This is a genomic window from Paracoccus sp. SSJ (genome assembly GCF_030234105.1).
Taxonomy (GTDB): domain Bacteria; phylum Pseudomonadota; class Alphaproteobacteria; order Rhodobacterales; family Rhodobacteraceae; genus Paracoccus; species Paracoccus denitrificans.
Genome location: NZ_JASSPE010000007.1, coordinates 145,738 through 165,137, shown reverse-complemented (window position 1 = coordinate 165,137; position 19,400 = coordinate 145,738). Strand labels below are relative to the sequence as shown.

The following is a 19,400-nucleotide window of genomic DNA, read 5'->3' as shown; positions in this document are numbered from 1 at the left end:
GGGATCAGACTGGGTCAGGACGCAGCCCGGATCAAGCCTTGATGCGGCATCGCAGCATCCTCCGCCGACTCCGCCCGAAAGCCGGGCAGCACCGCGCCCGGCCTGCCTGCAAAACGCTCAGCCGGCGAAGGGTGGTTCGAAGATGGTGCCGTCGAAGAAGGCATCGGCGCGCAGAATCATCTGGCCCTTTTCGGCCGCGACCTCGCGGTCATGCGCCAGCGCGCCCTCCAGCCGGGCCGAGGCGCCGGGCAAGGCCGCCCCCGCCGCACGCAGGTGCTGGCGGTAAAGATCGGTGCGGAAATGCGCCATCGCCTTTTCCATCGCCGGTCCCGGTTCCAGCCCGTGGCGCAGGGCGATGCGCTGCGCAAAGAATGCGGCCAGGCTTTTCCAGGGAAAATTCGCCGCGCCGGCGTGGAAGGCGATGAAACCCGGCACATGGCGGATCTCGCCCGAGGGCGTGACCTGCAACCGCCCGGTCAAGCCGCGCTCGGCCAGTTCCGCCGGCAGGTCCAGATATTCGCGCCGCGACAGGATCTCGGCGGCGGTATCGCGGTTCTCGGGCTCGTCCAGCCAACGCCCGGCACGCCAGACGGCACGCATCAGCGCACCCGTCACCTGCGGCTGGCCTTCGGTGAAGTCGCGGCGCAGCACCAGCCCCTTTTCCGGCGGCGAGGCCCAGATCGCCGTGCCGGGCAAGAGCAGCGCGGCAAGGCCCCGGTCCACCGCGCTCGATGCCCAGGGCTCGCCGACGCAGAAGGCATCGACCTCGCCCGCGGCCATGGATTCGGCCATCAGCGGCGGCGGCACGGTCACGACCTCCAGCGCCGGGCCGGGGCCGCAGGCACCGAGCCAGTGGCGGATCAGTTCCAGCTGCGTCGAGAAATGGAACGGCACGCCGACGCGCAGCCGGTCAGGAGCGGCGCGATGCAGCGCGCGGGCGGCCTTGCGGGCATCGCGAAAGTCGAAATCATGGCCCTGTTCGCGCATCCTTGCGGCCAGCGCGGCGCTGACCGCAACCGCCTGCCCGCCCTGGGACAGGAACATCACCAGGTCCAGGTCGGGCAGCGCCGGGCCAAGCCCCAGCGCCTGCGCGACCGGCATCGGCACCAGCATATGCGCCGCCTCGATCAGCCCGGCGCCCAGCATGTCGCGGGCCTGCGCCCAGGCGCCCAGGCGCAGAAGCTGGAACTCCAGCCCCTCCTCGGCGGCAAAGCCCAGCTCGCGCGCCACGATCAGCGGCGCGGCATCGATCAGCGGCACATAGCCCAGGCGCAGGGGCGTCAGCGGCATGAGAGCAACCCCGCGGCAAGGACCAGCTGTTGCGCGATCTCGGCCACGCGCTTGCCCTGGTCCATTGCCGTCTTGCGCAACAGCGCATAGGCGGCCTCTTCGTCGATGCCGCGCGCCTTCATCAGCACGGCCTTGGCGCGGTCGATCACCTTGCGCTCCTCCAATGCCGCGCGGGTCGCGGCCAGTTCGGCCCGCATGCGCTGGAACATGTGAAAGCGCGCGATGGCCGCATCCAGCACCGGCTTGATCCGGTCGGGACGCAGCCCGTCCACGACATAGGCCGATATCCCCGCCTCGACCGCAGCGCGCGTCAGATGCTCATCCGAGCGGTCCACGAACATCGCCACCGGCCGCTCGGTCGGGCCGGAAGCCAGCGCCAGCTCTTCGAGCACGTCGCGCGAGGGATTGGCCAGGTCGATCAGCACGATGTCGGGCCGGCATTCGGCGATGTGGCGCGCGAGGCCGGTTTCTTCCGAGATGATGCGGATGTCGTGGTCGCCGATCTCGCGCAGCCCGTCCACGATCGGGGCGGCGCGCTCCGGGTCGGATTCGATGACGACGATCGAAAGGCGCTTGTCCATCTGCTTCCTGCTCTCTCCCGTCCCAGCAGGTGCCACCGGAACCCCGCGCCCGCAACGCATCCCGCCGCACGCGACCCAGCCCGTCCCGGTTTTGCGCGATTGGCGGGCAGTCGTGGGCGGCGCTGCCCATGGTTCGGGCGGCGCCATGGCCGCCCGGCCCCCGTCCCGCTCCCTTGAGCCTGCCGGGGCTTTGGCTAATCTGGGTGCGACGCGCGAACAGAGGGAAGCCATGGCGGAGATCATCCTGTTGACGGGCAAGGCCGCCCCGCTGCCCGGAAGCGACCAGAAAAGCGGCATCGACAAGCGCCCGGTGGATCGCCCGCTCGCCCTTGGTCCCGAGGGGTTTTCGGGCGACGAGCAGGCCGACCGCCGCGTGCATGGCGGGCCGGAAAAGGCCGTGCATCACTATCCCTTCGACCATTATGCGGCGTGGCGCGAAGAGCTTGGGCTGCTGCGCCCGGCGGAACCGCCGGGGGTTTCACACCCCCGAACCCCCGTGGAGTATTTGGAGAACAGAGAAATCAGGGGGTTGCTGGATGCGCCCGGCGCCTTTGGCGAGAACATCTCGACCTGGGGACTGACCGAGGCGGATGTGGCGGTGGGCGACATCTTCCGGCTCGGCTCGGCCCTGGTGCAGGTCTCGCAGGGGCGCCAGCCCTGCTGGAAGCTGAACCACCGCTTCGGGGTCGAAACCATGGCGCGACGCGTTCAGGAGAGCGGCCGCACCGGCTGGTACTACCGCGTGCTGGAGCCGGGGATCGTCGCGCCCGGCGACCGGCTGGAACTGGTCGACCGCGTGGCACCGGACTGGACGCTGCGCCGGCTTTGGCATGCGCTTTACGTGGACCGGCTGAACCTTGGCGAGTTGCAGGGCATCGCCGCGCTGGACATCCTGGCCGAGGGCTGGCGGCGCTATGCCGTCCGCCGGCTGGAAAGCGGCCGGGTCGAGGACTGGTCGAAGCGGCTGGAGGGCAGCGCATGACCCGCCCGCTGGTGATCTCGATCCAGAGCCAGGTGGTCATGGGTCATGTCGGCAATTCGGCGGCGGTGTTCCCGATGCTGGCAGCAGGGCTGGAGGTGGCGCCGATCCCGACGGTGATCTTTTCCAACACCCCCGATTATCCGACCCTGCGCGGCCGGCCGCTGCCGGGCGATTTCTTTGCCGAGCTGTTGCAGGGCGCCTGGGACCGCGGGTTGCCGGAACGCGCGGATTTCCTGCTGACCGGCTATATCGGTTCGGTCGAGGTGGCGCAGTTGACGGCCGATTTCGTCGCCCGCGCCAAGGCGGCGAACCCGCGCCTGCGCTATTACTGCGATCCGGTGCTGGGCGACGAGCAGCCGGGGCTTTATGTGCCGCAGGAGATCGCCGACACCTTCCGCGACCGGCTGCTGCCCATGGCCGACATCGCCTCGCCCAACCCGTTCGAGGTCGCCTGGCTGACCGGCCAGCCCATCGCGGAGCTGGCCGATGTCCACCGCGCCGCGCTGGCCCTGCGCATGGCGCCCGAGGCGCAGCTGATCGTCACCGGCTGCAAGCTGCGCGAGACGGCGCCCGGGATGCTGGAAAGCGTGATCCTGGGGCCGCAGGGGCTGACGCGGCACCCGACACCGCACCTGCCGGTGGCGCTGGCCGGGACCGGGGACCTGTTCGCAGGGCTGATCGCCGCCGCGCTTGGCCAGGGGCGCGGCCTTGCCCAGGCGGTCGAATTCGCGCAGGTCCAGACCTCGCGCGCGCTGCGGCGGGCGGCGGAGCTGGGCACCAAGGAGGTGGTGCTTTCGGATCCCGAGTTCCGCGCGGCGCTGCTGGTGCCCTGACGCTTTCGCCCTGCGACCTGCCCGATGTTCCCCCTGGGGAAGGTTCGGCGGAGCGTTTCGGCGACGGATGGAGCCCGCCTCAGTTCTTTCGCAGCGCGTTCAGCAGCGCCGCGCCCAATGCGCCGGGCTGTTCCTTTCCGGCGGGTGCGGCGGATTTCGGGCCGCGTGCCGGCTGGGCCTTGGGGCCGCGCTCTTTCTGCGCGTCGCGGGCCGAGGCGCCGCCGTCCTTGCGCATGGTCAGGCCGATGCGCTTGCGCGCCACGTCCACCTCGGTCACCCGCACCTTGACCACGTCGCCGACCTTCACCACCTCGTTCGGGTCCTTGACGAAACGGTCGGCAAGCTGGCTGATATGCACCAGCCCGTCCTGATGCACGCCGATATCGACGAAGGCGCCGAAGGCCGCGACATTCGTCACCGTGCCCTCCAGCGCCATGCCGGGACGCAGATCGCCGATCGCTTCGACCCCCTCGGCGAAGCTTGCCGTGACGAAGCTCGGGCGCGGGTCGCGGCCGGGCTTTTCCAGTTCGGACAGGATGTCGCGGATGGTGGGCAGGCCGAAATGCTCATCGACGAAGGCTTCCGCGCGGATGCCCTTCAGCGCCGCGCCGTCGCCCATGATCTGGCGGATGTCGCGGCCGCAGGCGGCGACGATCCTGCGCGCGACACCGTAAGCCTCGGGGTGGACCGAGGAAGCGTCCAGCGGCTCCTTGCCATCGCGGATGCGCAGGAAGCCCGCACATTGCTCGAAGGCGCGCGGGCCGAGGCCGCCGACCTTCTTCAGCGCAGCGCGCGACGGGAAGGCGCCGTTCTCGTCGCGCCAGGCAACGATGTTCTGCGCCAGCGACGGACCCAGCCCCGCGACATGCGCCAGCAAGGGCGCCGAGGCGGTGTTCAGGTCCACCCCCACCGCGTTCACCGCGTCCTCGACCACCGCCTCCAGCGTCCTGGCCAGTTGGCGCTGGTCCACGTCGTGCTGGTATTGGCCGACGCCGATCGATTCGGGCGGCACCTTGACCAGTTCGGCCAGCGGGTCCTGCAGGCGCCGGGCGATGGAGACCGCGCCGCGCAAGGACACGTCGAGGCCGGGAAACTCCTTGGCCGCCAGTTCCGAGGCGGAATAGACCGAGGCGCCGGCCTCGCTGACGATTACTTTCACGGGCTGCTTCACGCCTTCGGGCAGGCGCTTGAGCACCTCGGCCACGAAGCGCTCGGTCTCGCGGCTGGCGGTGCCGTTGCCGATGGCGATCAGCTCGATCCCGTGCTTGACGATGGCGGCGGCCAGCGCGGCCTCGGCCCCGCGCAGGTCGGATTTAGGCGGAAAGGGATACAGCGTCGCCGTCTCGACCAGCTTGCCGGTGCCGTCCACCGCCGCCAGCTTGACCCCGGTGCGGATGCCGGGGTCCAGCCCGATGGTCGGGCGCGGGCCGGCGGGCGAGGCCAGCAGCAGATCCTTGAGATTGCGGGCGAAAACCCGGATCGCCTCGGCATGGGCGCGCGCGCGCAGCTCGGTCAGCAGGTCGATATACATGGTGTTCGACAGCCGCACCCGCCAGCACCAGCCCGCCACCTTGCGCAGCCAGCGGTCGCCCGGCTGATCGCCCAGCCGTCCCAGCGCCGAGGCGACGATGCCCTCGGCCCGCGCCGCGCCGGTTTCCGGCTCGGGCGCGATCTCGATGGTCAGCACCTCTTCCTTGGCGCCGCGCAGGATCGCCAGCGCGCGATGCGCCGGGATGCTCGCCCATTTCTCGGACTGGTCGAAATAGTCGCTGAACTTGGCGCCGACCTGCTCCTTGCCCGGCACCACCTTGGCCGAGATGATCGCCTCGGCCTGCATGAATTCGCGCAGCCGGCCCAGCAGCGCCGCATTCTCGGACAGTTCCTCGACCAGGATGTCGCGCGCGCCGTCCAGCGCCGATTTCACGTCCGGCACCGCCTCGGCCAGATAGCCCGCCGCCAGCGCCTCGGGTTCGGCGGCACGGTTTTCCTGGATGGCACGCAACAGCGGCTCCAGCCCGTTTTCCCGGGCGATCATCGCCTTGGTGCGGCGCTTGGGCTTGAAGGGCAGGTAGATGTCCTCGAGCGTGGCCTTGGTCCCGGCCCCGGCGATGGCGCGGGCCAGTTCGTCGGTCAGCTTGCCCTGCCCCTTGATCGATTCGAGGATCGAGACCCGCCGCGCCTCGAGTTCGCGCAGATAGGCCAGCCGTTCCGACAGCGTGCGCAGCTGCGTGTCGTCCAGCCCGCCCGTCACCTCCTTGCGATAGCGCGCGACGAAGGGCACGGTCGCACCCCCGTCCAGCAAGGCCGAGGCCGCAGCGACCTGGGTGGGGCTGGCGCTGATCTCGGCGGCGATGGTGCGGGCAATGCGGTCGGTTGCGTCCACGGGCGGCATCCTCTGCTGACTGGAGCGCCGTCATAGCCAAAACCAGCCGGCGATCCAAGCATTCCGATGCCTGCGGGCCCGCTCAGGACAGCCGCATCGCGCCGCGCATCCGCCGTTCGAATTCCGGCGCCAGGCGCGGCATGCGCATGTCGCCCTTGGTCGTCTCCATCGCGCACCAAAGGTTGGCGATGGCCGTCCAGTTCAGGCCAAGAGGGGCATCGCCCGTCTCGGCCAGTTGCAGCCGCCCTGCCAGGCGGCAAAAGGCCACGCCCTTCAGCAGGGCGTTGGCATGGAGCAGCACCTCATCGACAAGCTCGGCGTCGAACTGCGCCTCGGCCATGGCCAGGAACCCCGAGGGATCGCCTTCCACGAAGAGGTTCTGCGCCTCGATCAGGTAGCTTTCGCAGATCGAAAAGCCCTGCTCGCACCAGTCGGCCACCGAGCCCGAAAAGCCCTGTCCGCCGACCCCGATCCCCGAGACCTGCAGAAAGGTCAGGCTGCCATTGTCGCCATGGGGATAATGCATGCCCGTAGCATGCGTGGCCTTGCCATTCACCAACATCACTCACCAACCAACAATAGAGATTGCTTAATGAGATACAATTAAAACGATCTGTTCGGTTTCGGCCAGCTACCCTTTAGGATAGGTTAACAGCCCCTCACAAATCACCATTCAATCAATTGATATTCAATGATTTATTCCGAAACGGGCGGGGGATTCACCGAACATCTCCTGGTTGCGGCCCCTTTCCGCAGCCCTGTTCCGACCCGAAGCGGGACGTCTGGGAAACCCGGCCACGCGCCCCGGCGGTCGGCGCGCTTGTCGGCGGGACGCTTCTGCCCGCTACCTGCGGCGCATGCGCGGCGGTTGATCCGGGGGCGGGCTGGACGGGCATCCCTGCCCGCGGGCTGCCCCATCACGGGCACAAGGGGCTTCGCCGCGGCGGGACGAATAGAGGGCACGGGGGAGCGGTTGGGAAATCGCTGTTTCCGCCGCGAATCCCTAGGACCGCGCAGCGTCGTTTCAGTCAAAGCCCTTGGTTTTACTGAATGGTGCGGGTGGAGGGACTTGAACCCCCACGCCTTGCGGCGCCAGAACCTAAATCTGGTGCGTCTGCCAATTTCGCCACACCCGCATGCCGATCCGCATCAGCCACGAGGCGGCGAGGGATCGGCGCCCCTCTTAGCAAAGCCCTCGGCGGCTTGCGAGCGGAAAGTTCAGCAGCCCAAAGCCCGCAGCACCGCCGGAATCCGCTCGGGCAGGTCTTCGGCGATCAGGCCGGGGCCGAAATCGCGCGCCGCCTCGGCATGCAGCCAGGCGCCGGTCGCGGCGGCCTCCAGCGGCGCGAAGCCGCGCGCCAGCAACCCGGTGACGATGCCCGACAGCACGTCGCCCGCGCCCGCCGTCGCCAGCCATGGCGCTTGCGCCTCGCCCACGGCGGCGGCGACGCGCGCCTCGCCCCCCGGCGCGGCGATCACCGTGTCCGGCCCCTTGAGCAGCACCACGCAGCCCGCCCGCTCGGCCGCCTGCCGCGCCGCGTCCAGCCGCGAAAAGGCCGGGCCCGTCTCGGCCGGTGCGGCCAGCCGCTGCGCCAGATCGGGAAACAGCCGGGCGAATTCGCCGCCATGCGGGGTCAGCACCGCCCCCGGATGCAGCGCGGCGAACAGCGCCTCGGGCGCATCGGCAAAGGCGGTCAGCGCATCGGCATCAAGCAGCGCCGCCCGGCCCGAGGCCAGCACGGCGGGCACCAGATCCCGCGCCCGGTCAAGCCCCAGTCCGGGCCCGAGGCCCAGCGCGTTGAAGCGCGGATTCTCCAGCAGATGCTCCAGCCCGGCGCGGTCGGCGACGGGGCGCAGCATCACCGCATCCAGCCTTGCGGCGTTTTCCGGCAGCGCTTCGGGCGGACAGGCCAGCGTCACCAACCCGGCACCGATGCGCAGCGCCGCCCGCGCCGTCAATCGCGCCGCTCCGCCCTGCCCCGGCCCGCCGCCCAGGACCAGCGCATGGCCATGGTCGTATTTATGGCCGGCCCGCTTGGCGAGCGCGGGCACCGGCCCCGCGAAGCGCCCGGGCTCGCCTGCCGCCGCCATCCAGCCGTCGATGCCGATGTCGACGATGCGCAGCACGCCGCTCAGATCCCCGCCCTGCGCCAGGACATGACCCAGCTTGGCGCGTTGGAAACTGACGGTCAGCGCCGCCCGGGGCAGGTCGAGCCCGCCGAGAACCCGGCCGCTGTCGGCGCAAAGCCCGCTGAGAATGTCGATCGCGACGATGCGGCAGCCCTGCGCTGCCGCCAGCCGCAGGGGCGCCGCGATGCCGGGCGCCAGCGGCCGCACCAGCCCGGTGCCGAACAGCGCATCGATGCAGAGCGAGCCGGGCGGGAAATCCTCGGGGCCGAGATCGGACAGCGCCGCCACCGCGCCCTGCCAGCAGGCGGCGGCGACCTGCGCATCGGGCGTCGCGGGCGGTGCCAGCGCCGCCAGCCGCACCTGCCAGCCGCGCTCGGCCAGGAGTCGCGCCACCACATAGCCGTCGCCGCCGTTGTTGCCGGGACCGCAGAGAATCACCGCATGCCCCGGCCGCTCGAACTCGGGCCACAGTGCCAGCATCTCGCACAGGACGCCCGCGCCGGCCCGCTCCATCAGCGCCGACCCGGTGACGCTGCCGCTGCCGATGGCGGCGCCCTCGACCGCACGCATCTGCCGAGTCGTCAGGATTTCGCGCCTCTGGGCCGCTTCATCGCACATAATTCAGGCAACCTGCATAATATTCGGGCACATGCCCGCGATTCGCTGTCTGCATGCCGCTTTCCCCATCAAGCCGCATGGACGCGCATCATCAAACCCGCCAATCAGGTCGCAGGCAAGTCGCGAGAGAAGGATCAGGCGATGAAGAAAGTCGAAGCCATCATCAAGCCCTTCAAACTGGACGATGTGAAAGAGGCCCTTCAGGAAGTCGGCGTCCAGGGCCTCTCGGTCACCGAGGTCAAGGGCTTCGGCCGGCAGAAGGGCCATACCGAGCTTTATCGCGGCGCGGAATACGTGGTGGACTTCCTGCCCAAGGTGAAGATCGAGATGGTGCTGCCCGACGACCTGGTCGAAGCCGCCGTCGACGCCATCATCTCGGCCGCGCGCACCGAGAAGATCGGCGACGGCAAGATCTTCATCCTGCCGGTCGAACAGGCCATCCGCATCCGCACCGGCGAGACCGGCGACGACGCGGTCTGATCCCGCCCACCCGCACCATGAACCAATGACCCATGCCCGGCGGCGGCGCCGGGCAGACTGATGGAGGAAGGATCCCAATGACAGTCAAGGACGTTCTGGATCTGATGAAGGCCGAGGAAGTCGAATATGTCGACGTCCGCTTCACCGATCCCAAGGGCAAGCTGCAGCATGTGACGCTGGTCGCCGATCTGGTGGACGAGGACTTCTTCGAGGAAGGCTTCATGTTCGACGGCTCCTCGATCGCCGGCTGGAAATCCATCGACCAGTCCGACATGAAGCTGATGCCGGACGCATCCTCGGCCTATATCGACCCGTTCTATGCCGAAAAGACGCTTTGCGTGCATTGCAACGTGGTCGAGCCCGACACCGGCGAGCCCTATGCCCGCGACCCGCGCGGCACCGCGCTGAAGGCCGAGGCCTATCTGAAATCCTCGGGCATCGGCGACATCTCCTATTTCGGCCCCGAGGCGGAGTTCTTCCTCTTTGACGACGTCCGCTATTCGGTGACGCCGCAGAAGGTCGGCTTCGAGATCGACTCGGTCGATGCCGCCTGGAACACCGACACCGTCTACGAGGACGGCAACCTCGCCCATCGCGCGGCCCACAAGGGCGGCTATTTCCCGGTGAACCCGGTCGATGCGGCCCAGGACATCCGCGGCGAGATGCTCTCGACCATGAAGCGCATGGGCATCAAGGTCGACAAGCACCACCACGAGGTCGCCACCGCCCAGCACGAGCTTGGCATGATCTTCGGCGGGCTGGTCGAGCAGGCCGACAACATCCAGAAATACAAATACGTCATCCACAACGTCGCCGCCGCCTATGGCAAGACCGCGACCTTCATGCCGAAGCCGATGAAGGGCGACAACGGCTCGGGGATGCATGTGAACATGTCAATCTGGAAGGACGGCAAGCCGCTGTTCGCCGGCGACAAATATGCCGACCTGTCGCAAGAGGCGCTGTGGTTCATCGGCGGCATCCTCAAGCACGCCAAGGCGCTCAATGCGCTGACCAACCCGGCGACCAACAGCTACAAGCGCCTGATCCCCGGCTTCGAGGCCCCGGTGCTGCGCGCCTATTCGGCCCGCAACCGCTCGGGCTGCGTGCGGATCCCGTGGACCGAGTCGCCGAAGGCCAAGCGCGTCGAGGCCCGTTTCCCCGATCCGGCCGCGAACCCCTACCTGGCCTTTGCCGCGCTGCTGATGGCGGGCCTCGACGGCATCAAGAACAAGATCGACCCGGGCCCGGCCTCGGACAAGGACCTCTACGACCTGCCCCCCGAGGAACTGGCCGAGATCCCGACCGTCTGCGGCTCGCTGCGCGAGGCGCTGGAGGAGTTGGAGAAGGACATGGACTTCCTGCTGGCCGGCGACGTCTTCACCCGCGACCAGCTGGAAGGCTACATCAAGCTGAAATGGGAAGAGGTCTATGCCTACGAGCATACCCCGCACCCCATCGAATACGCGATGTATTACAGCTGCTGATCCACGGCAGGGACAGTGACACGGGAAAGCCGCCCCACGGGGCGGCTTTTCCTTTGGGCGGGGCCTTTCGGCGCGAAGGGGGCCTTCCCTCGCGATCCGCCTGCCGGATGCCGCGCCCGGCAAGGGCCTCTGCCCCGCGATGATGCCGGCGCGGTTGCGGGACGTGAGGCAAGCGACTAGAACCCCCGCAAACACAGGAGCCCCCGATGATCCCGCGCTATGCCCGCCCCGAAATGACCGCCATCTGGTCGCCCGAGACCAGGTTCCGGATCTGGTATGAGATCGAGGCCCATGCCTGCGACGCCCAGGCCGACCTGGGCGTGATCCCGCGCGAGAACGCCGAAGCGGTCTGGAAGGCCAGGGACGTCGAGTTCGACGTCGCCCGCATCGACGAGATCGAGGCCGTGACCAAGCACGACGTCATCGCCTTCCTGACCCATCTGGCCGAGCATATCGGTGCCGAAGAGGCGCGCTTCGTCCATCAGGGCATGACCAGCTCGGACGTGCTGGACACCACGCTGAACGTCCAGCTGGTGCGGGCCGCCGACATCCTGCTGGCCGACATGGACAAGGTGCTGGCCGCGCTGAAGAAACGCGCCTACGAGCACAAGAACACCGTCCGCATCGGCCGCAGCCACGGCATCCATGCCGAGCCGACCACCATGGGCCTGACCTTCGCCCGCTTCTACGCCGAGATGGCGCGCGGCCGCGAACGGCTGGAACGCGCCCGCGACGAGGTCGCGACCGGCGCCATCTCGGGCGCGGTCGGCACCTTCGCCAATATCGACCCCCGCGTCGAGGAACATGTCTGCGCGAAGATGGGCCTCTCCCCCGAGCCGATCAGCACCCAGGTCATCCCGCGCGACCGCCACGCGATGTTCTTTGCCACGCTGGGCGTCATCGCCAGCTCGATCGAGAACATCGCCATCGAGATCCGCCACATGCAGCGCACCGAAGTGCTGGAGGCCGAGGAATATTTCAGCCCCGGCCAGAAGGGCAGCTCGGCCATGCCCCACAAGCGCAACCCGGTGCTGACCGAGAACCTGACCGGCCTTGCCCGCCTGGTGCGCATGGCGGTGGTCCCGGCGATGGAGAACGTGGCGCTGTGGCATGAACGCGACATCAGCCATTCCTCGGTCGAACGCGGCATCGCGCCGGACGCGACGATCACCCTGGACTTCGCCCTGAACCGCCTGGCGGGCGTGATCGAAAAGCTGGTGGTCTACCCCGAAAACATGCTGAAGAACATGAACAAGTTCAAGGGCCTGGTCATGTCCCAGCGCGTGCTTCTGGCCCTGACCCAGGCCGGCGTCAGCCGCGAGGACGCCTATCGCCTGGTGCAGCGCAACGCCATGAAGGTCTGGGAACAGGGCGCCGACTTCAAGACCGAGCTGCTGGCCGATGCCGAGGTGACGGCCGCGCTTTCGCCCGCCGAGATCGAGGAGAAATTCGACCTGGGCTATCACACCAAGCATGTGGGCACGATTTTCGCCCGGGTCTTCGGCGAAAACGGCGCGCATTAACCGCCTGTTCGCTTTTCCCTGCCAGATTGCCCCCGGAAAGTTGGGAATCGGGGGCAATCCATGGGTGTTCCGGCGCTCGGGGCGACGGCGGGGCTCAGTCCGCGGCAGAAGGCGGCGGTGATCGTGCGGCTGGTGCTGGCCGAGGGCGGGGACATCGACCTGGCCCGGCTGCCGCCGGAATTGCAGACCGAACTGGCACAGGAAATGGCGCTGATGGGCGTCATCGACCGCGAGACGCGCAATGCCATCGTCTCCGAATTCTGCGACCGGCTGGAGGCGATCAGCCTGTCCTTTCCGGGCGATATCGACGGCACGCTGAACCTGCTCGACGGCCACCTTTCCCCCGACACCACCGACGAGTTGCGGCGCCTGGCGGCGCTGAACGGCGCCGGCGATCCGTGGGACAGCATCGCGGCCATGGCGCCGGGCCTGCTGGCCGAGCTGGCCAGGACCGAAGCGATCGAGATCGCGGCGGTGATGTTCTCGAAACTGCCGGTGCCGCGCGCGGCCGAGGTGTTCGGCCTGCTCGAAAAGGAACGCGCCCGCCAGATCGCCTATGCGATGTCGCTGACGGGCGGCATCGGGACCGAGGCGCTGCGGCGCATCGGCAGGGCATTGATCCAGGCGGCCGCCGCCGTTCCGCAACCGCCGCTGGAGGGCAAGGCGGGTGAAAAGGTCGGTGCGATCCTGAACTTCTCGCCCTCCGGCATGCGCGACAGCGTGCTGGCCGGGCTGGACGACGACGATGCCGTCTTCGCGGGCGAGGTGCGCAAGACCATCTTCACCTGGGCGCATATCCCCCGCCGCATCGACGCGCGCGACATCCCCCGCATTATGCGCGAGGTGGACAACCCCGTGCTGCTCAAGGCGCTGGCCGGCGCCCGCGGCCCGTCGCGCGAAACCGTGGACTTCCTGCTGGGCGGCATCTCGCCCCGCCTGGCCGAATCGATGCGCGAAGAGATGGAGGGACTGGGCAAGGTCTCGACCCGGGACGCCGAAGAGGCCATGGACCAGGTGGTGATCACCATCCGCCGCATGGAAGCGGCGGGCGACCTGTTCCTGATCGCGCAGGAACCCGAGGAAGAGGAGGCGGAAACGGAAAGCCCGACCGGCTGATCCGGCAGGGCGGCCAACCGGCCCCCCGGACCCGGCCCATCGAACCCGGCACCGCAGGACCGGAACGGACGCGCGGCAAGGACGCCGCAGCAGGACGGCGCATGGCGGCATCGTGCAAGGCGGGGAAAGGCGCAATGCCTTGCCTGGACCCGGCCTCTGCCCTAGCAAGGGGCGGAACGGCGCATCGCGACGCAAGCAAGGCAGCCCCGGGACGGACGGTATGACAAATCAGATCGCGCTCACGCTGGGCCTTTTCATCCTGGGACTGTTCGCGGCGGATGCCCTGGTGCTGCATTGGGGCCTGCCGGTGTTCCTGGGCAAGCAGTTCGCCAGCCTGATCGAGTTTCTCAGCTTCTGGCGCTGACCCCACAGCCTGCGCGATTCGCCCGCATCCGGCACCCATCGCAGCGAATTATGCCCCGGCCCGGGCCCTGCACCGTCGCCCGGATGGCCCACCCGCGTCGATATGCCGCAATTGCACCGCTAACATAGGCCTTTCGGTCGAGTTTCCGCCCCAAGGGGGTTCAGGCATTTGCATTCCCCCGGCGATGCGGGCTATTTGCAGCGCGGAACATCATCAGCGGCGGAGGAAACCTATGGCTGTAAAGGTAGCGATCAACGGCTTTGGCCGGATCGGTCGGAACGTGCTGCGCGCGATCATCGAATCGGGACGCAATGATATCGAGGTCGTGGCGATCAACGACCTCGGCCCGGTCGAGACCAATGCGCATCTGCTGCGCTACGATTCGGTCCACGGCCGCTTCCCCGCCGAGGTCAAGGTGACCGACGACTCTATCGATGTCGGCCGCGGCCCGATCAAGGTCACCGCGATCCGCAACCCGGCCGAACTGCCCTGGGGCGACATCGACGTGATCATGGAATGCACCGGCATCTTCGCCTCCAAGGAAAAGGTGCAGCCGCACCTGTCGACCGGAGCCAAGCGCGTGCTGATCTCGGCCCCCGGCGACAATGCCGACAAGACCATCGTCTATGGCGTGAACCACGACACGCTGACCAAGGACGACATCGTCGTCTCGAACGCCAGCTGCACAACCAATTGCCTGTCGCCCGTCGCCAAGGTGCTCAACGACAGCATCGGCATCGCCCGCGGCTTCATGACCACGATCCACAGCTATACCGGCGACCAGCCGACGCTGGACACCATGCACAAGGATCTGTATCGCGCCCGCGCCGCGGCGCTGTCGATGATCCCGACCTCGACCGGCGCGGCCAAGGCCGTGGGCCTGGTGCTGCCGGAGCTCAAGGGCAAGCTGGACGGCGTCGCGATCCGCGTGCCGACCCCGAACGTCTCGGTCGTGGACCTGGTCTTCGAAGCCGCCCGCGACACCTCGGTCGAAGAGATCAACGAAGCGATCCGCACCGCCGCCAACGGTTCGCTGAAGGGCATCCTGGGCTATACCGACGAACCGCTGGTTTCCTCGGACTTCAACCACGATTCGCACAGCTCGGTCTTCCACATGGACCAGACCAAGGTGATGGAGGGCCGGCTTTGCCGCATCCTGACCTGGTATGACAACGAGTGGGGCTTCTCGAACCGCATGTCCGACACCGCGGTCGCCATGGGCAAGCTGATCTGAGCCCCGTGACTCGGACGTGAAAAGCGAAACGCGCCCCCGGTAAACGGGGGCGCGTTTTCACATCCGGCCCAGGGCCGCGGCAGGCGCCTTCAGTCCTTGCCCGACAGGCGCCGCACGTTCGCGCGGGTGCGCCTGCGATAGGGCCGCAGCGCCGCCGCCATGACCCGATCGGCCCGCTCGCCCCGCCCGGCCGCGCGCAACGCGGCATGCAGCGCCTCGGAGGCGGCATCGGCCTTTTCGATCACCATGCGCTGCGGTTCGGCGGCGTCCTGTCGCAGAAGGCCCATCATGCCCGCCGTCCGCAAGGCAATGACCATCTGCGATTCCCAGGCCATGCGCGCCATCTGCTGCCACAGCATCAGAGGCGCCTGCATGGCCGAGTAGTTCATCATTCCGAAACCCATCACACGAATTCCCTTTGCGCGAACAACAGGCGAGAGAGGCTGCGCCCATGGCGACGAAATGCCAAGAGGCCGGCTGGGACGGATCTTTGCCCTATGGCCTTGCTGCCGCACCCGGTATACAGGAAAAATCATGACCAAATCCGTGACGCTCCGACGCCCCGACGACTGGCACCTGCACCTGCGCGATGGCGCCATGCTGCAGGCAGTGGCTTCATTTTCCGGCCATTTTGGCCGGGCGATCATCATGCCGAACCTGGTGCCGCCCGTGGTGACGGGGGCGCAGGCGGCCGCCTATCGCGACCGGATCCGGGCCGCGCTGGGTCCGAAAGTGACGTTGCGTCCATTGATGACGCTCTACCTGACCGAAACCACCGATCCGGCCGATGTGGTGGCCGCCCATGCCGGGGGAATCATCTCGGCCGTCAAGCTTTATCCGGCCGGGGCGACCACCAATTCGGCCTCGGGCGTGCGCGACTTCGACAAGGTGCGAGGCGTGCTGGAAGCCATGGCCGAAGCCGGCATCCCGCTGCTCTTCCATGGCGAGGTGACTGATCCGGCAGTGGACATCTTCGACCGCGAGGCGGCGTTCATCGACCGCGTGCTGGACCCGATCCGCCGCGCCACGCCCGGCTTGCGCGTGGTGATGGAACATATCACCACGTCGGACGGCGTGGATTATGTCGCCGCCAACGACGATATCGGCGCGACCATCACCACCCACCACCTGGTCATCAACCGCAACCACATCCTGGCGGGCGGCATCCGGCCGCATTACTACTGCCTGCCGGTCGCCAAGCGCGAAACCCACCGCCTGGCGCTGCGCAAGGCGGCGGTCTCGGGCGATGGGCGCTTCTTCCTCGGCACCGACTCGGCGCCGCATCCCGACCGCGCCAAGGAAGCGGCCTGCGGCTGCGCCGGCTGCTTCACCGCGCCGAACACCATGTCCATCCTGGCGCAGGTCTTCGAGGAGGAAGGCGCGCTCGACCGGCTCGAAGGCTTCGCCTCGCTCAACGGCGCCGCCTTCTACGGCATGGAGCCGAACCAGGACCGCATCCGGCTGGTCCGGCGCGACACGCCCGCCGAATATCCGACCCATATCGCCGCCGGCGACGAAACCGTCACCGTCTTCGACCCCGGCTTCCCGCTCTACTGGCACGTTGAGGACCCCGCATGACCCTGCCCTTCCCTCCGCATGAGGAAATCGCCCGGCTGACCGCCCGCATGCTGCTGGAGATCAAGGCGGTGCACTTCAACGCGGCCGAGCCCTTTACCTATGCCTCGGGGCTGAAGGGACCGACCTATATCGACTGCCGCAAGCTGATCAGCTTTCCGCGCATCCGCTCGACGCTGATGGATTTCCTGGCGGCGACCGTGCTGCGCGAAGCGGGCTTTGCCGCCTTCGACAATGTCGCCGGCGGCGAGACGGCGGGCATCCCCTTCGCCGCCTTCGTGGCCGAGCGGCTGGAACTGCCGATGACCTATGTGCGCAAGAAGCCCAAGGGCTACGGCCGCAACGCGCGGATCGAAGGCGCCATGACCGAGGGCCAGCGGGTGCTGCTGGTCGAGGACCTGACCACCGACGGCGGCTCGAAGCTGAGCTTCGTCGATGCGATCCGCGAGACCGGCGCGACCTGCGCCGATACGGCGGTGATCTTCTATTACGGCATCTTCCCCGAAACCACGCAGCGCCTGGCCGACCATGGCGTCCGGCTGCACTATCTCTGCACCTGGTGGGACGTGCTGGCCGAAGCCAAGGCGCAAGGCTTCTATGACGAGGCGACGCTCACCGAAGTCGAAAGCTTCCTGACCGATCCCCGCGCCTGGCAAGCCGCGCATCCCTGAAATCCCCGCGGCGGCTGCATCGAGCTGCCGCACGGTCGCATGGGTATTTAAGAAACGGAAAGACCGGGTGCCGCACCTTGTCTTTTCCGTTTTTCAAATACCCATGCCGCCCTTGCCACAGGCGCGGGGGCGGCAATTCGCCCACAGCTTATCCACAGCATATCCCGATGGACCCCGGGGCGCATAAGGTGGATAACGACCCCCAGCCGAGTCGGACGTCGGAGAGCATGGGATGAGCGAGTTGCGCGCCGTCGAAGTCAGGAAGCCCGGCGAGATCGCCGAGGCCGCCGCCGCGCAGGCGGTGCCCTTCTCGATCGAGGCCGAGCAGCAGTTGCTGGGCGCGCTCCTGACCAATAACGAGGTCTACGACCACGTTTCCCGCATCATCCAGGCGCGGCATTTCTACGACCCGGTCCATCGACGCATCTACGAGATCTGCGCCGAGCGCATCGCCAGGAACGCGCTGGCAAGCCCCGTGACGATCAAGGCCTTCATGGAGCACGACGCCGGGCTCAAGGAATTGGGCGGCCCGGCCTATCTGGCGCGGCTGGCGGGGGCGGCGATCTCGTCCCATGCCGCACGCGACTATGCGCAGATGATCCGCGAATTCGCCCTGCGCCGCGAGTTGATCGGGCTGGGCCAGGACATCGCCGCGCGTGCCTCGACCGTCTCGGTCAGCGATTCCGCCGAGGAGCAGATCAAGGAAGCCGAGCAGGTCCTCTACAAGCTCGGCGAGCAGGGCGTGGCCGAACGCGGGTTCCAGAGTTTCCTTGCCGCCGTCACCGGGGCCCTGAACGCCGCCAATGCCGCCTTCAGCCGGGGCGGCGGGCTGTCGGGCGTCTCGACCGGGCTGGTCGACCTCGACGGCAAGATGGGCGGGTTGAACCGATCGGACCTGATCATCCTGGCCGGCCGGCCCTCGATGGGCAAGACCTCGCTGGCGACCAACATCGCCTTCAACGTCGCCAAGTCGCACAAGCTGGGCGAATTGCCCGACGGCAGCCATGGTACGGTGGCGGGCGGCGTCGTCGGCTTCTTCAGCCTGGAGATGTCGGCAGAGCAGCTGGCCGCGCGCATCCTGTCCGAAGCCGCCGAGGTTCCCAGCGAGGCGATCCGCCGCGGCGACATGACCGAGGACGAGTTCCGCCGCTTCGTCAAGGCCGCGCACGACTTGCAGAACTGCCCGCTTTACATCGACGACACGCCGGCACTGCCGATCAACCAACTGGCCGCGCGGGCCCGCAAGCTCAAGCGCACCATGGGGCTGGACCTGCTGATCGTGGACTATCTTCAACTGTTGCGCGCAGCCTCGGCCAAGGACAGCCGCGTCAACGAGGTCAGCGAGATCACCCAGGGCCTCAAGGCCGTCGCTAAGGAACTGGACATCCCCGTCATCGCCCTGTCGCAGCTGTCGCGCCAGGTCGAGGCGCGCGAGGACAAGCGCCCGCAGCTTTCCGACCTGCGCGAATCCGGCAGCATCGAGCAGGACGCCGATATCGTGATGTTCGTCTTCCGCGAGGAATATTACCGCGAGCGCGAGAAGCCCGCCGACCACGACCTCGACAAGATGGCCACCTGGCAGCAGGTCATGGAATCCTGCCACGGCAAGGCCGAGGTCATCATCGGCAAGCAGCGCCACGGCCCCATCGGCACGGTCGAGCTGTCCTTCGAGGGCCGCTTCACCCGCTTCGGAAACCTGGAAAAACACCGCAGCTGGGATCCTGCCGAATGAACCTGCCGGTGCCTTTCGTCACCATCGGCCTGCTGATCCTGTCGAACCTGTTCATGACCGTCGCCTGGTACGGGCATCTGAAGTTCAAGGCCGCGCCGCTGCTGCTGGTCATCCTGGTCAGCTGGGGCATCGCCTTCTTCGAATACGTGTTGCAGGTGCCGGCGAACCGCAGCGGCTACGGGCATTTCAACGCCGCGCAACTCAAGACCATCCAGGAGGTGATCAGCCTCTCAGTCTTCGTGCTGTTCTCCTGGGCCTGGCTGGGCGAGAAGCTGACCTGGAACGTGGCGGCCGGCTTTGCCTGCATCTGCTTCGGCGCCTTCCTGATCTTCCACAATTCCGGCAGCACTGCGCATTGACGCGAAACAGTGCCGCGTAAACAGGCGATTGCCTTCGCCCGCCGG

The 19,400-nt window shown here is 67.8% G+C and carries 18 protein-coding genes and 1 tRNA gene; 12 read left to right on the top strand and 7 right to left on the bottom strand.

The features are described from left to right. Nucleotides 1–117: 117 nt before the first annotated feature. Nucleotides 118–1,290 (bottom strand): CmpA/NrtA family ABC transporter substrate-binding protein, encoded by a 1,173-nt coding sequence (locus QPR87_RS10130; protein ID WP_285049466.1) that lies wholly within the window; start codon nt 1,288–1,290, stop codon nt 118–120. Then, nucleotides 1,281–1,871, bottom strand: coding sequence for an ANTAR domain-containing response regulator (locus tag QPR87_RS10125; RefSeq protein WP_011750681.1), 591 nt, complete (start codon nt 1,869–1,871; stop codon nt 1,281–1,283). Before QPR87_RS10125 ends, QPR87_RS10130 begins: the two co-directional genes overlap by 10 nt. Nucleotides 1,872–2,100: 229 nt before the next feature. Between QPR87_RS10125 and QPR87_RS10120 the strand changes: the two genes are divergently transcribed. Next, entirely contained in the window at nt 2,101–2,853 is a 753-nt protein-coding gene (locus tag QPR87_RS10120) for an MOSC domain-containing protein (protein ID WP_285049463.1), read from the top strand. Further along, the gene (gene pdxY, locus QPR87_RS10115; RefSeq protein ID WP_285049461.1) at nt 2,850–3,686 is read left to right on the top strand and encodes a pyridoxal kinase; all 837 of its coding nucleotides are present in this window, start codon (nt 2,850–2,852) and stop codon (nt 3,684–3,686) included. The genes QPR87_RS10120 and pdxY overlap by 4 nt, the downstream gene beginning before the upstream one ends. 79 nt (nt 3,687–3,765) lie before the next feature. Here the strand turns inward: pdxY and QPR87_RS10110 are convergent, their stop codons facing one another. From QPR87_RS10110 to QPR87_RS10095, 4 genes are all read right to left on the bottom strand, one after another. Then, a complete protein-coding gene (locus QPR87_RS10110) occupies nt 3,766–6,078 on the bottom strand; it encodes a Tex family protein (RefSeq protein WP_285049459.1) in 2,313 nt (770 codons plus the stop codon). A 73-nt stretch (nt 6,079–6,151) separates the two neighbouring features. Next, the gene (locus QPR87_RS10105) at nt 6,152–6,595 is read right to left on the bottom strand and encodes a hypothetical protein (protein WP_128493073.1); all 444 of its coding nucleotides are present in this window, start codon (nt 6,593–6,595) and stop codon (nt 6,152–6,154) included. 525 nt (nt 6,596–7,120) lie between these two features. Further along, nucleotides 7,121–7,205 (bottom strand) — tRNA-Leu (locus tag QPR87_RS10100). A gap of 82 nt (nt 7,206–7,287) precedes the next feature. Continuing rightward, complete coding sequence (locus QPR87_RS10095) at nt 7,288–8,817, bottom strand: NAD(P)H-hydrate dehydratase (protein WP_285049456.1); 1,530 nt, start codon at nt 8,815–8,817, stop codon at nt 7,288–7,290. Between the two features lie 141 nt (nt 8,818–8,958). Between QPR87_RS10095 and QPR87_RS10090 the strand changes: the two genes are divergently transcribed. The 6 genes from QPR87_RS10090 (at nt 8,959) to gap (ending at nt 15,018) form a co-directional block, all read left to right on the top strand. Then, nucleotides 8,959–9,297 (top strand): P-II family nitrogen regulator, encoded by a 339-nt coding sequence (locus QPR87_RS10090; protein ID WP_010398051.1) that lies wholly within the window; start codon nt 8,959–8,961, stop codon nt 9,295–9,297. 77 nt (nt 9,298–9,374) lie between these two features. After that, the gene (gene glnA / locus QPR87_RS10085; RefSeq protein WP_011750687.1) at nt 9,375–10,781 is read left to right on the top strand and encodes a type I glutamate--ammonia ligase; all 1,407 of its coding nucleotides are present in this window, start codon (nt 9,375–9,377) and stop codon (nt 10,779–10,781) included. 206 nt (nt 10,782–10,987) lie between these two features. Next, nucleotides 10,988–12,304 (top strand): adenylosuccinate lyase, encoded by a 1,317-nt coding sequence (gene purB, locus QPR87_RS10080; protein ID WP_285049455.1) that lies wholly within the window; start codon nt 10,988–10,990, stop codon nt 12,302–12,304. 60 nt (nt 12,305–12,364) lie between these two features. Continuing rightward, nucleotides 12,365–13,420 carry a flagellar motor switch protein FliG gene (locus QPR87_RS10075; RefSeq protein ID WP_104492752.1) on the top strand — a complete coding sequence of 352 codons (1,056 nt, stop codon included), beginning with the start codon at nt 12,365–12,367 and terminating at the stop codon, nt 13,418–13,420. Between the two features lie 220 nt (nt 13,421–13,640). Further along, entirely contained in the window at nt 13,641–13,784 is a 144-nt protein-coding gene (locus QPR87_RS10070) for a hypothetical protein (protein WP_285049454.1), read from the top strand. A gap of 232 nt (nt 13,785–14,016) precedes the next feature. After that, nucleotides 14,017–15,018 carry a type I glyceraldehyde-3-phosphate dehydrogenase gene (gene gap, locus QPR87_RS10065; RefSeq protein WP_285049453.1) on the top strand — a complete coding sequence of 334 codons (1,002 nt, stop codon included), beginning with the start codon at nt 14,017–14,019 and terminating at the stop codon, nt 15,016–15,018. A gap of 89 nt (nt 15,019–15,107) precedes the next feature. On the opposite strand, the gene QPR87_RS10060 is transcribed toward gap, so the two are convergent. Further along, entirely contained in the window at nt 15,108–15,422 is a 315-nt protein-coding gene (locus QPR87_RS10060) for a hypothetical protein (protein WP_011750691.1), read from the bottom strand. A gap of 130 nt (nt 15,423–15,552) precedes the next feature. On the opposite strand from QPR87_RS10060, the gene pyrC reads away from it, so the two are divergent. From pyrC to QPR87_RS10040, 4 genes are all read left to right on the top strand, one after another. Next, a complete protein-coding gene (gene pyrC / locus QPR87_RS10055; RefSeq protein ID WP_011750692.1) occupies nt 15,553–16,596 on the top strand; it encodes a dihydroorotase in 1,044 nt (347 codons plus the stop codon). Continuing rightward, nucleotides 16,593–17,264: an orotate phosphoribosyltransferase gene (locus QPR87_RS10050; RefSeq protein WP_011750693.1), complete on the top strand. Its 672-nt coding sequence runs from the start codon at nt 16,593–16,595 to the stop codon at nt 17,262–17,264. The genes pyrC and QPR87_RS10050 overlap by 4 nt, the downstream gene beginning before the upstream one ends. Nucleotides 17,265–17,496: 232 nt before the next feature. Then, entirely contained in the window at nt 17,497–18,996 is a 1,500-nt protein-coding gene (locus tag QPR87_RS10045; protein ID WP_011750694.1) for a replicative DNA helicase, read from the top strand. Continuing rightward, a complete protein-coding gene (locus tag QPR87_RS10040; RefSeq protein ID WP_011750695.1) occupies nt 18,993–19,355 on the top strand; it encodes a DMT family protein in 363 nt (120 codons plus the stop codon). Before QPR87_RS10045 ends, QPR87_RS10040 begins: the two co-directional genes overlap by 4 nt. Nucleotides 19,356–19,400: the final 45 nt, after the last annotated feature.

What these genes read in the sequence shown, in the direction of transcription:
- QPR87_RS10075 (WP_104492752.1), top strand. Translation starts at nt 12,365, where the DNA reads ATGGGTGTTCCGGCGCTCGGGGCGACGGCGGGGCTCAGTCCGCGGCAG.
- QPR87_RS10105 (WP_128493073.1), bottom strand. Translation starts at nt 6,595, where the DNA reads ATGCATTATCCCCATGGCGACAATGGCAGCCTGACCTTTCTGCAGGTC.
- QPR87_RS10095 (WP_285049456.1), bottom strand. Translation starts at nt 8,817, where the DNA reads ATGTGCGATGAAGCGGCCCAGAGGCGCGAAATCCTGACGACTCGGCAG.
- QPR87_RS10130 (WP_285049466.1), bottom strand. Translation starts at nt 1,290, where the DNA reads ATGCCGCTGACGCCCCTGCGCCTGGGCTATGTGCCGCTGATCGATGCC.
- QPR87_RS10040 (WP_011750695.1), top strand. Translation starts at nt 18,993, where the DNA reads ATGAACCTGCCGGTGCCTTTCGTCACCATCGGCCTGCTGATCCTGTCG.
- pyrC (WP_011750692.1), top strand. Translation starts at nt 15,553, where the DNA reads ATGACCAAATCCGTGACGCTCCGACGCCCCGACGACTGGCACCTGCAC.
- glnA (WP_011750687.1), top strand. Translation starts at nt 9,375, where the DNA reads ATGACAGTCAAGGACGTTCTGGATCTGATGAAGGCCGAGGAAGTCGAA.
- QPR87_RS10050 (WP_011750693.1), top strand. Translation starts at nt 16,593, where the DNA reads ATGACCCTGCCCTTCCCTCCGCATGAGGAAATCGCCCGGCTGACCGCC.
- pdxY (WP_285049461.1), top strand. Translation starts at nt 2,850, where the DNA reads ATGACCCGCCCGCTGGTGATCTCGATCCAGAGCCAGGTGGTCATGGGT.
- gap (WP_285049453.1), top strand. Translation starts at nt 14,017, where the DNA reads ATGGCTGTAAAGGTAGCGATCAACGGCTTTGGCCGGATCGGTCGGAAC.
- QPR87_RS10110 (WP_285049459.1), bottom strand. Translation starts at nt 6,078, where the DNA reads ATGCCGCCCGTGGACGCAACCGACCGCATTGCCCGCACCATCGCCGCC.
- purB (WP_285049455.1), top strand. Translation starts at nt 10,988, where the DNA reads ATGATCCCGCGCTATGCCCGCCCCGAAATGACCGCCATCTGGTCGCCC.
- QPR87_RS10070 (WP_285049454.1), top strand. Translation starts at nt 13,641, where the DNA reads ATGACAAATCAGATCGCGCTCACGCTGGGCCTTTTCATCCTGGGACTG.
- QPR87_RS10045 (WP_011750694.1), top strand. Translation starts at nt 17,497, where the DNA reads ATGAGCGAGTTGCGCGCCGTCGAAGTCAGGAAGCCCGGCGAGATCGCC.
- QPR87_RS10120 (WP_285049463.1), top strand. Translation starts at nt 2,101, where the DNA reads ATGGCGGAGATCATCCTGTTGACGGGCAAGGCCGCCCCGCTGCCCGGA.
- QPR87_RS10060 (WP_011750691.1), bottom strand. Translation starts at nt 15,422, where the DNA reads ATGGGTTTCGGAATGATGAACTACTCGGCCATGCAGGCGCCTCTGATG.
- QPR87_RS10125 (WP_011750681.1), bottom strand. Translation starts at nt 1,871, where the DNA reads ATGGACAAGCGCCTTTCGATCGTCGTCATCGAATCCGACCCGGAGCGC.
- QPR87_RS10090 (WP_010398051.1), top strand. Translation starts at nt 8,959, where the DNA reads ATGAAGAAAGTCGAAGCCATCATCAAGCCCTTCAAACTGGACGATGTG.